A 12,129-nucleotide genomic window follows, 5' to 3' on the forward strand; every position below is an offset into this window, starting at 1 on the left:
GACGGCGCCGAGCACCTCGTGCTGACCAGCCGCCGCGGCCCGGACGCCCCCTGCGCGGCCGACCTCGAAGCCGAGCTGGCCGCGCTGGGCACACGGGTGACGATCGCCGCCTGCGACGTCGCCGATCGCGACGCCCTCGCCGCACTGCTGGCCGGTCTGGACGAGCCGGTGCGCGCGGTCTTCCACGCCGCCGGGCTCCCGCAGGCCACCCCGGTGCTCGACACCACCGCGGCCGAGTTCGCCGCCGTGACCGAAGGCAAGGTCGCCGGCGCCCGCCACCTCGACGAACTGCTCGGCGACGACCTCGACGCCTTCGTCCTTTTCTCCTCGAACGCCGGGGTGTGGGGCAGCGGCGGGCAGGGTGCCTACGGCGCGGGCAACGCCTACCTCGACGCCCTCGCCGAGCAGCGTCGCGCCCGTGGAGTCGCCGCGACCTCGGTCGCCTGGGGCTTCTGGGGCGGCGGCGGCATGGCGGGCGACGTCGAGCTGGAGGACCAGCTGCGCCGCCGCGGCCTCCGCGAGATGGCGCCGGAAGCCGCGGTCGAGGCGCTCTGCCAGGCCCTCGACGCGCGCGAGGTCTTCCTGGCCGTCGCCGACGTCGACTGGGCCCGGTTCGCGCCCGGCTTCACGCTTTCGCGGCGGCGTCCGCTGATCGAGGACATCCCCGAGGTCCAGGCGCTGCCGGCCGAAGAGCCGGAGGTGGCGCGGCCGGCCCTGACCCAGCGGATCGCCGGCCTGGGGGAACCCGAAGCCCGGCGGCTGCTGCTGGACCTGGTGCGCGGCCAGGCCGCCTCGGTCCTCGGCCACGACTCGCCGGCGGCGGTCCCGGCCGGACGCGCGTTCCGCGAACTGGGCTTCGACTCGCTGACCGCGGTCGAGGTCCGCAACCGGATCAACGCGGCCACCGGCCTGACCCTGCCCGCGACGCTGGTGTTCGACCACCCGAACCCGGCCGCGCTCGCCGGCGAGCTGCACCGGCTGCTGCTGGGCCGCACCGAAACCACGGAGGTGACCTCGGCGGCGGCCGTCGACGAGCCGATCGCGATCGTCGCGATGGGTTGCCGGTTCCCCGGCGGCGTGCGCTCGCCGGAAGACCTGTGGCGGCTGGTCGCCGACGGCGTCGACGCGCTGACGGAGTTCCCCCTCGACCGCGGCTGGGACCTGGCGTCGTTCGGCGACGCGGACCTCGCCGGTGTCGGCGGGTTCGTGGCCGGCGCGGCGGACTTCGACGCGGGCTTCTTCGGCATCTCGCCGCGCGAAGCCCTGGCGATGGACCCGCAGCAGCGGGTGCTGCTGGAGACGTCGTGGGAGGTTTTCGAACGCGCCGGGCTCGACCCGGCCGGCCTGCGCGGCAGCCGCACCGGCGTCTTCGTCGGGGCCAGCACCTCGGGCTACGGCGCCGACCTCGAGTCCGGCTCGGAGGGCTATCTGCTCACCGGCGAGGCACCCAGCGTGATGTCCGGGCGGCTGTCCTACACCTTCGGGCTGGAAGGCCCGGCGGTCACGGTCGACACGGCGTGCTCGTCGGCGCTGGTCGCCATGCACCTGGCCGCGCAGTCGCTGCGGCAGGGCGAATGCACGCTGGCGCTGGCCGGCGGCGTGGCGATCATGGCCAAGCCGATGGCGTTCCTGGAGTTCGCGCGCCAGCGCGGCCTGGCCGCGGACGGCCGGGTCAAGGCGTTCGCCGACGCCGCCGACGGCACCGGCTGGGGCGAAGGCGCCGGCCTCATCCTGCTGGAACGGCTGTCGGACGCCCAGCGCAACGGCCACCCGGTGCTCGCCGTGGTCCGCGGTTCGGCGGTCAACCAGGACGGCGCGTCGAACGGCCTGAGCGCACCGAACGGCCCCTCGCAGCAGCGGGTGATCCGGGCCGCGCTGGCCAACGCCGGTCTGTCCACTTCGGACGTCGACGCCGTCGAGGCACACGGCACCGGAACGCGGCTGGGCGACCCGATCGAGGCCCAGGCGCTGCTGGCCACCTACGGGCAGGATCGTGCCACGCCGCTGTGGCTCGGCTCGGTGAAGTCGAACCTGGGCCACACGCAGGCCGCGGCCGGAATGGCCGGTGTGATCAAGACGGTCCTCGCCCTGCGGCACGGCCTCCTGCCGCGCACGTTGCACGTCGACACCCCATCGTCCCAAGTGGACTGGACGACGGGTGCGGTCTCCCTGCTCACCGAGGCGCGCGACTGGCCTGCGGTCGATCGCCCGCGCCGGGCCGGCGTCTCGGCTTTCGGCGTCAGCGGCACCAACGTGCACGCGATTCTGGAACAGGCCCCGGCCGTCGCACCGGAGCCTTCTCCTGCGCCGGCCCACGCGTTGCTGCCGTGGGCGCTGTCCGCCCGTGATCCGGAGGCCCTCGCCGCGTTGACCGCGCAGGTCCGCTCGCTGGACGCGAACCCGGCGGACGTCGGGTATTCGCTGGCCACCACCCGGGGGCGGCTCGACCACCGTGCGGTGCTGCTCGGCGACGACGTCGTCACCGGCAAGGCCGATCCGGACGCGTTGCTGGCCGTGCTGTTCACCGGCCAGGGCGCCCAGCGGGCCGGCATGGGCCGCGAGCTGTACGAGCGGTTCCCGGTCTTCGCGGCGGCGTTCGACGCGGTGCTCGCGCACTTCGGTCCGGAGCTGCGTGAGGCCTTCGACGACCAGGACCTCCTCGACCGGACGGAACACACCCAGCCCGCGTTGTTCGCGATCGAGGTCGCGTTGTTCCGGCTGGTTTCGTCGTGGGGGGTGCGGCCGGATTTCGTGGCCGGCCACTCGATCGGCGAAATTTCGGCCGCCCACGTCGCCGGGGTGCTTTCGCTCGAGGACGCCTGCCGCCTGGTCGCCGCCCGGGCGTCGCTGATGCAGGCCCTGCCCGGCGGCGGCGCGATGGTGGCGATCGCGGCGTCCGAAGCCGACGTCCTGTCCGCAGTGGACGGTTGCGACGGCGTCGCCATCGCGGCGGTGAACGGCCCCTCGTCGGTGGTGATCTCCGGGGTGGCCGCCGTGGTGCTCGACATCGCCGCGGGGTTCGCCGCGGACGGCGTCAAGACGCGCCGGCTCGCCGTGAGCCACGCGTTCCACTCACCGCTGATGGACCCGATGCTGTCCGCGTTCCGCGCGGTCGCCGAAACCCTGACGTACCACCCCGCGGAAATACCGGTGCTCTCGAATGTGAGCGGTGCTCTCGCTTCGGCGTTCTCGGCGGAGTACTGGGTGCGCCACGCCCGGGAGGCGGTCCGCTTCGCCGACGGTGTCGCGACCCTGCAGGCCGCCGGTGTCGGCGTCTTCCTCGAACTGGGTCCCGACGGCGTCCTCAGCGCCCTGATCGACGGCACCGCCGTCCCGGCCCTCCGACGCAACCGCTCCGAAGAGAGAGCACTGCTCTCGGCGGTGAGCACTGCTCACGTCCACGGTGTCGACGTCGACTGGGCCACGTTCTTCCCGGGCGGCCGCCGCATCGACCTCCCGACCTACCCATTCCAGCGCGAACGCTACTGGCCCCGCCCGGGCGCCGCCCGAGGCGACCTCGGCGCGGCGGGCGTGGGATCGCTCGAGCACCCGCTCCTGGCCGCGGCGGTCGAGCTGGCGGGCGACGAGGGGACGGTCCTCAGTGGACGGCTGTCCTTGGAGACGCACCCGTGGCTGGCCGGGCACGCGCTGTCCGGAACGGTCCTGCTCCCCGGCACGGCGCTCCTCGAACTGGCGATCCAGGCGGGCGACCAGGTGGGTTGCGACGTGGTGGACGAACTGACGTTCGCGGCACCCTTGGTGCTGCCCGCCCAGGGCGCGGTGACGGTCCAGGTCACGGCCGGTCACGAAGACCCGGCCGGCCGCCGCCCGATCACGGTCTCCTCCCGCCCGGCCGGTGCGGACGCGGAGTGGACCCGCCACGCGACCGGCAGCGTCAGCCGCGCGGCGCTGCCCCGGGCAGGAGTCGCCGAGCCGGGCGAGGCCGGCGTGCGCCTCTCGCAGTGGCCGCCCGCCGGTGCCGAGCCGGTCGACCTCGACCCGCTCTACCCGCGGCTCGCCGCGATGGGCTTCGACTACGGCGAAGCCTTCGGCGGCCTGACCCGCGTCTGGCGCGACGGCACCGCACTCTTCGCCGAAGTCGCTCTCCCCGAACCCTTCGAGCCCGCCGGCTTCGCCCTCCACCCCGCCCTGCTCGACGCCGCCCTGCATCCGCTCGGCCTCGGCGTCGTCACCCCCGACGACGGCACCCCCCGCGTCCCCTTCTCCTTCACCCGGGCCGCCGTCCACGCCACCGGCGCCACCGAACTGCGCGTCCGGCTGGCCCCGGCAGGGCAGAACGCCGTCACCCTCACCGCCTGGGACGCCACCGGTGCGCCCGTCGTCACGGTCGGCGAGCTGCTCCTGCGGCCGGTCGCCCCCGCGGCCGCGAGCGTCCCCGACACGCTCTTCGAACCGGCCTGGACCGAGGTCGCCGCCGATCCCGCCGCGCCGCGCGAGGACCTCGTCTTCGCTCCGGTCACCGGCGGTGACGTCCACGAGACCACCGCCCACGTCCTGGAAACCCTCCAGGCCTGGCTCGCCGAAAACCGGCCGGGCCGGCTCGTCGTCGTCACCCGGGGCGCGGCCGACGGCGACCTCGCGGCCGCGGCAGGCGGGGGCCTGGTCCGGTCCGCGCAGTCCGAACACCCCGGCCGGTTCCTGCTCGTCGACGTCGACGACGACCCGCGCTCCCAAACCCTGCTGTCCACAGTGGACACCTATGGTGAGCCCCAGCTGGCGCTCAGGGAAGGCACCGCGAAAGCGCCCCGGCTGGTCCGCGCGACCGGCCTGCCGCTGACCCCCACGGGCGACCACTGGCGGCTGACCACCACCGGCACCGGCACCACCGACGGCCTTGCCGTCACCCAAGCTCCCGAAGCCCCTCTGGGCGGAAACGACGTCCGCATCGAGGTCCGCGCGGCCGGCCTGAACTTCCGCGACGTCCTCATCTCCCTCGGCATGTACCCCGACCCCGAAGCCCGCCTCGGCTCCGAAGCGGCGGGCGTGGTCGTCGAGGTGGGCACCGGAGTCACCCACCTCACCCCGGGCGATCGCGTGTTCGGCCTGGTCGACGACGCCTTCGCGCCGCGCGCCGTCGCCGACGCCCGCCGGCTGGCGCCGATCCCCGCCGGGTGGACGTTCCCCGAAGCGGCCACCGTCCCGGTCGCCTTCGTCACCGCCTACTACGGCCTCTTCGACCTCGGCGAACTGCAATCGGGCCAGTCGGTGCTCATCCACGCGGCCGCGGGCGGCGTCGGCATGGCCGCCGTGCAGCTCGCCCGCTGGAAGGGCGCCGAAGTCTTCGCGACGGCGAGCGAAGGCAAGCACGCCGTGCTGCGCGGACTCGGCCTCGACGACACCCACCTGGCCAGCTCCCGCACCCTGGACTTCCGCGACCGGTTCCCGAACGTCGACGTCGTCCTGAACTCCCTGACCGGCCCGTTCATCGACGCCTCCCGCGAACTGCTCGCCCCCGGCGGCCAGTTCGTCGAACTGGGCAAGACGGACATCCGCGAGGGGCACCACACCTTCGACCTCGGCGATCCCGGCCCGGACCGGATCGCGGCCATCCTCGCCGACCTCCTGGCCGCCTTCGGCCGCGGCGAGCTGACGCCGTTGCCGCTGCGGGCCTGGGAGCTCGGCCGGGCGGCCGACGCCTTCCGGTTCGTCAGCCAGGCCAAGCACGTCGGCAAGAACGTGCTCACGCTGCCGCGTCCGGAACCGGCCGGCACCGTGCTCGTCACCGGCGGCACCGGCACGCTCGGCGCCGCCGTGGCCCGGCACCTCGCCCGCCGCCCGGGTGTCCGGCGGCTGGTGCTGGTGAGCCGGCGGGGACCGGACGCGCCCGGCGCCGCCGGGCTGTGCGAAGAACTGACCGCGCTCGGCGCCGAGGCGATCGTGGTCGCCGGCGACGTGGCCGAGCCCGGCTTCGCGGCGGACGTGCTGCGGGGGATCCCCGCCGAGACGCCGCTGATCGGGGTGGTGCACGCCGCCGGGATCCTCGACGACGGCGTGCTCGAAGCGCAGACACCGGCCCGGGTGGCCTCGGTGCTTCGCGCCAAAGTGGACGGCGCGTCGGCGCTCGGCAGGCTGACCCGGGACCACGACCTGGCCTGGTTCCTCCTGTTCTCCTCGGTCGCCGGCCTCGTCGGCGCGGCCGGCCAAAGCGGGTACGCCGCCGCGAACAGCGCCCTGGACGCCTTCGCCGTGCAGCGGCGGTCCCAAGGCCTGCCCGCGGTTTCCCTCGCCTGGGGCCAGTGGGCGCTCGGCAGCGCGATGACCGGCAAGCTCGGCGAGCGCGACCGCGACCGCATCGGGCGCGCCGGCATCCGGCCACTGTCCACTGAGGACGCACTCGCCGCACTGGACGCCGCCATCGGGCTCGGCCGGCCGGTCGCCGTGCCGATGCGCCTCGACTTCGCTGCCCTCCGCGCGGCCGACGACCTCGCCCCGCTGTGGCGCGGCCTCGTGCGCGCGCCGGTCCGCCGCGCGGCCGTCGCCAGCGACAGCTGGGACAACCCCGAAGAAGCCCGCGGGAAGGTCCTGGACCTGGTCCGCAAGCACGTCGCGGCCGTACTCGGGCACGCGAGCCCCGACACAGTCGACCCGGCGAGGGCGTTCAAGGACGCCGGCTTCGACTCGCTGACCGCGGTCGAACTGCGCAACCGGCTCGCCACCGCGACCGGCCGCACGCTGCCCGCCACCCTCGTCTTCGACTACCCGAACCCCGCGGCGCTGGCCGAATTCCTGCTGGCGGGCACCGAAACCGCGGCGACTCCGGTGCTGCCCGCGGCCCGCGTCCCGGACGACGACCCGATCGCGATCGTCGCGATGAGCTGCCGCTTCCCCGGTGAGGTCGATTCGGCCGACGCCCTGTGGCGGCTGGTCGCCGAGGGCCGCGACGCCATCGGTGGCTTCCCGGCCGACCGCGGCTGGCCCGTCGACGAGCTCTACCACCCGGACCCGGCGCACCCGGGCACGTTCTACGCCACCGGCGGCGGTTTCCTGCCCGGCGCGGCCCAGTTCGACGCCGCCTTCTTCGGCATCTCGCCGCGCGAAGCCCTGGCCATGGACCCGCAGCAGCGGCTGCTCCTGGAAGTCTCGTGGGAGGCCATCGAACGAGCGGGCGTCGACCCGGGCACGCTGCGCGGCAGCAACACCGGCGTGTTCATCGGCGCCGCCCACTCCGGGTACGCGGCCGGAGCGCCGGCCGCGGACGGCGTCGAGGGGCACCTCCTCACCGGCAACGCGGGCAGCGTGCTGTCCGGCCGGGTCGCCTACCACCTGGGGCTGGAGGGGTCCGCGGTCACCGTGGACACGGCGTGCTCGTCGTCGCTGGTCGCGCTGCACCTGGCCGGGCAGGCGCTGCGGGCGGGCGAATGCGACCTGGCGCTGGCCGGCGGCGTCGCGATCCTCGGCACGCCCGACATCTTCGTCGAGTTCAGCCGTCAGCGCGGCCTGTCCGCGGACGGCCGCTGCAAGGCCTTCGCGGATGCCGCCGACGGCACCGGCTGGAGCGAAGGCGCCGGCATGGTCGTCCTCGAACGGCTGTCGGACGCGCGGCGCAACGGCCACGAAGTCCTGGCGCTCCTGCGCGGCTCGGCGGTCAACTCCGACGGCGCGTCGAACGGCCTGACCGCGCCGAACGGGCCGTCGCAGCAGCGCGTGATCCGCGCGGCGCTGGCGAACGCGGGCCTGACACCGTCCGATGTGGACGTCGTCGAGGCCCACGGCACCGGCACCACCCTGGGTGATCCGATCGAGGCGCAGGCGGTGCTGGCGACCTACGGCCAGGACCGGTCGACGCCGCTGTGGCTCGGCTCGCTGAAGTCGAACCTCGGGCACACGCAGTCGGCCGCGGGCGTCGCCGGGGTGATCAAGATGGTGCTGGCCATGCGCCACGGCGTGCTGCCGAAGACGCTGCACGTCGACGCGCCGTCGACCCGGGTGGACTGGGCGTCGGGGGCGGTCGAGCTGCTCACCGAGCAGCGTCCGTGGCCGTCGGTGGATCGCCCGCGCCGGGCCGGCGTCTCGGCGTTCGGCATCTCCGGCACCAACGCGCACGCCATCCTCGAACTGCCCGCCGAACCGGCTCCGGCCGCGGTGGCGCCGCCGGAGCCGCCCGTGGTCGCCTGGGCGTTGTCGGCGAAGGGCGAACCGGCGCTGCGAGCCCAGGCCCGCAAGCTGGCCGCGGTGGACGCCGCTCCGGCGGCGGTCGCCGGAGCGCTGCTCACCCGCGCCCGGTTCGACGAGCGCGCGGTCGTGCTCGGCCGCGATAGAGCCGAGTTGCTCGCCGGGCTGGACGCGCTGGCCGCCGGGGAAGCGGCGCCCGGGGTCGTCCGCGGTACGGCGTCGCCGGGCAAGCTGGCGGTGCTGTTCACCGGCCAGGGTGCGCAGCGGGTCGGCATGGGCCGCGAGCTGTACGACCGGTACCCGGTGTACGCGGAGGCGTTCGACGAGATCTGCGCCGAGTTCGCCGTGCCGGTGCGGGACGTCGTGTTCGGCGACGCGCCGGGCCTGGACGAAACCGGGTTCACCCAGCCCGCGCTGTTCGCCGTCGAGGTCGCGCTGTACCGGCTGTTCGAATCGTGGGGCGTCCGGCCGTCGTTCGTCGCCGGGCACTCGATCGGCGAGCTGGCCGCGGCGCACGTCGCCGGGGTGTTCTCCCTGGAAGACGCGTGCCTGCTCGTGTCGGCCCGCGCGGCGCTGATGCAGGCGCTGCCGAAGGGCGGCGCGATGGTGTCGATCGCGGCGCCGGAGTCCGACGTCCGCCCGCTGCTGACCGGCCGGGTGGCGATCGCCGCCGTCAACGGCCCGGCCTCGGTGGTCGTCTCGGGCGACGAACCGGACGTCCTGGCCGTCGCCGCGGTGTTCGCGGACCGGGGGGTCCGGACCAAGCGGCTCAGTGTCAGCCACGCGTTCCACTCGCCGCACCTGGACCCGATGCTCGACGAGTTCCGCGCGGCCGCCGACAAGATCACGTACCACCCGGCGGAGATACCGGTGCTCTCGAATGTGAGCGGTGCTATCGCCGAGCCGTTCACGGCGGACTACTGGGTCCGCCACGTCCGCGAAGCGGTCCGCTTCGCCGACGGCGTATCCACTTTGGACAGTGCCGGGGTGGACGTCTTCCTGGAGCTGGGCCCGGACGGCGTCCTCAGCTCGATGGTGCGTGACAGCGTGCCGGAGGCCGTGGTGGTCCCGTCCCTGCGGCGCGACCGGCCGGACGGCGAGGCGGCGCTGACGGCGTTGTCGACGCTGTTCGCCAACGGTGCGCCGGCCGACCTGGGCGCGGTCTTCGGGGCCGCCGGACGCGTGGACCTGCCGACGTACGCCTTCCAGCACGAGCACTACTGGCTGGAGCCGGCGGCGCCCGCGGCGGACACGGCGTTCTGGTCGGCGGTCGAGCGCGAGGACGTCGGCGAGCTCGCGGGAGCGCTGGCGATCGACGAGGACCAGCGTGCGTCCCTGACGGCACTGCTCCCGGCGTTGTCCTCCTGGCGGCGGCAGAGCGGCGAGCGGTCCGTTGTGGACGGATGGCGCTACCGGGTGTCCTGGGAACCGGCCCGCTCCACGGCCGCGACGCTTTCGGGCCACTGGCTCCTGGTCGTCCCGGCGGGTGAATCCCTCCTGGGTGACGCGGTCGCCGCAGCCCTCATCGCGCACGACGTCGCATGCACGCGGCTCGACAACCCGACCCCCGGCGAACTCGCCGAGGCGGCCCGGACCGCGGACGCGGTCTTGTCCCTGCTGGCGCTGACCTGCGGCCCGGACGCGGTCGTCCCGCCCGGAGTGGCGGCCACGCTCGAGCTGCTCCGCGCGGTGCCGGACGTTCCGGTGTGGACGGTCACCCGCGGCGCGGTGTCCATCGGCGATCAGGCGCCGGACGCCGTGCAGGCCCAGGTCTGGGGGCTCGGCCGGACCGCAGCCCTCGACCGCCCCCACACGTGGGGCGGCTTGATCGACCTGCCCGAAGCCGTCACCGACGGTCTCGGCGAACTCCTGATCCAGGCCCTCGCCGACCCCGCCGAAGACCAGGTCGCCCTCCGTGCGGACGGCCGGTTCGCCCGCCGTCTCGTCCCCGTCACCGGCGCACTCACCGGACAGCCGTGGCGACCCCGCGGCACGGTGCTCGTCACCGGCGGCACCGGTGCCCTCGGCGCGCACGTCGCCCGCTGGCTCGCCACCGCGGGCGCCGACCGGATCGTCCTCACCAGCCGCCGCGGCGCCCAAGCGCCCGGCGCGGAAGACCTCGCGACCGAGCTCACCGGCCTGGGCGCCGAAGTCACCATCGCCGCTTGCGACGTCGCCGACCGCGCCGCGCTCGCCACCCTGCTCGACGACCTGCGCGATGACCTGACCGCCGTCGTCCACGCCGCCGGCGCCGGGGGAGCGACGCCCCTCGACGACCCGGACCTCGCAGCCTTCGCGGAAATCCTGGAAGCCAAGGTCGCCGGCGCCGACAACCTCGACACACTGCTCGGCGACACCGAACTCGACGCGTTCGTCCTGTTCTCCTCGATCGCCGGCGTCTGGGGCAGCGGCCGCCAAACCGCCTACGCCGCGGCCAACGCCCACCTCGACGCGCTCGCCGAACACCGCCGTCGCCGCGGGCTGGCCGCGACCGCGCTCGCCTGGGGCCCGTGGGCCGACGGCGGCATGGCCGCCGACCACGACGCCGAGGACTACCTCCGCCGCCGCGGTCTCACCCCCCTGCGGCCCGCCCTCGCCGTGCGGGCCATGGCCGGTGCGGTCGGGCGCGGGGAGACCACGCTGACCCTCGCCGACGTCGACTGGACGCGGTTCGTGCCCGCCTTCACCTCCGCCCGCCAGAGCGCCCTGCTGCTCGGCGTGCCGGCAGTGCGCACGGTCCGGGAAGCCGAGATCCCCGCCACCGACCTGCGCGAGCAGCTCACCGGACCGGACGCCGAACGGACGCTGCTCACCCTGGTCCGCACCGAGGCGGCGGCCGCGCTGGGGCACCGCGGGGCCGACGCCGTCCCCGCCGCGCGCCCGTTCACCGAGCTGGGCTTCGACTCCCTGACCTCGGTCGAGTTCCGCAACCGCCTCGCCGCGGCGGCCGGCGTGCCCCTGCCCGCGACGGTCGTCTTCGACCACCCGACCCCGGCGGCGCTCGCCCGGCACCTCCTCGGCGTCCTGCGGCCCGAGCGCGCGGCCGATCCCGAGGAAGCCCGCATCCGGGAGGCCCTCGCCACCGTGCCGCTGGCCCGCTTCCGCGACGCCGGGCTGATGTCCGCCCTGCTGGAGCTGGCCGGCCTCGACGACGGCGAGGCCGCCACCGGCACCGTCGACGACCTCGACGCCGAAGCGCTGGTGCGGCTGGCCCTCGACGGTACCGATTCCCGATGACCCACTCCTGGAGCTGAACCATGGCCACGCCCGAGAAGGTGCTCGACGCGCTGCGCGCCTCCGTCAAGGAGGCCGAGCGGCTGCGGCGGCAGAACCGGCAGCTCGTCGAGGCCGCGACCGAGCCGATCGCCATCGTCGCGATGGCCTGCCGGTTCCCCGGCGGCGTGCGCTCGCCGGAAGGGCTGTGGGACCTGGTGGCCCGCGGCGGGGACGCCGTCTCGGCGTTCCCCGCCAACCGCGGCTGGGACACCGCGACGCTGTTCGACGACGCCAATCGCCCGGGCACGACCTACGCCCGCGAAGGCGCCTTCCTGCACGACGCCGACCTCTTCGACGCCGGGTTCTTCGGGATCTCGCCGCGGGAGGCCCTGGCCATGGACCCCCAGCAGCGGCTGCTGCTGGAGACCTCGTGGGAAGTCTTCGAACGCGCCGGGATCGACCCGGCGGCCCTGCGCGGCAGCCGGACCGGCGTGTTCGTCGGCTCCAACGGCCAGGACTACCTGACCCTGCTGCGCTCCTCGGCCGAGGACGTCGAGGGCTACCTCGGCACCGGCAACGCGGCGAGCGTCGTCTCCGGCCGGCTGGCGTACCTGTTCGGGTTCGAGGGTTCGGCGCTGACCGTCGACACGGCGTGCTCGTCGTCGCTGGTCGCGCTGCACCTCGCCGCGCAAGCGCTGCGCCAGGGCGAATGCGACCTGGCGCTGGCCGGCGGCGTCACCGTGATGGCGACGCCGGGGACGTTCGTCGAGTTCAGCCGCC

At 74.9% G+C, this 12,129-nt stretch carries 2 protein-coding genes; both read left to right on the forward strand.

Annotated features, from left to right (window positions below; genetic code table 11):
- Positions 1-11,370, forward strand: an 11,370-nt coding sequence (locus tag ACWEVN_RS41185; RefSeq protein ID WP_452054904.1) for a type I polyketide synthase, incomplete at its 5' end; no start/stop codon positions are given.
- Positions 11,371-11,408: 38 nt separating this feature from the next.
- Positions 11,409-12,129, forward strand: a 721-nt coding sequence (locus ACWEVN_RS41190) for a beta-ketoacyl synthase N-terminal-like domain-containing protein (protein WP_452054905.1), incomplete at its 3' end; no start/stop codon positions are given.

The sequence above is a fragment of the Amycolatopsis sp. NPDC003861 genome, assembly GCF_053605405.1.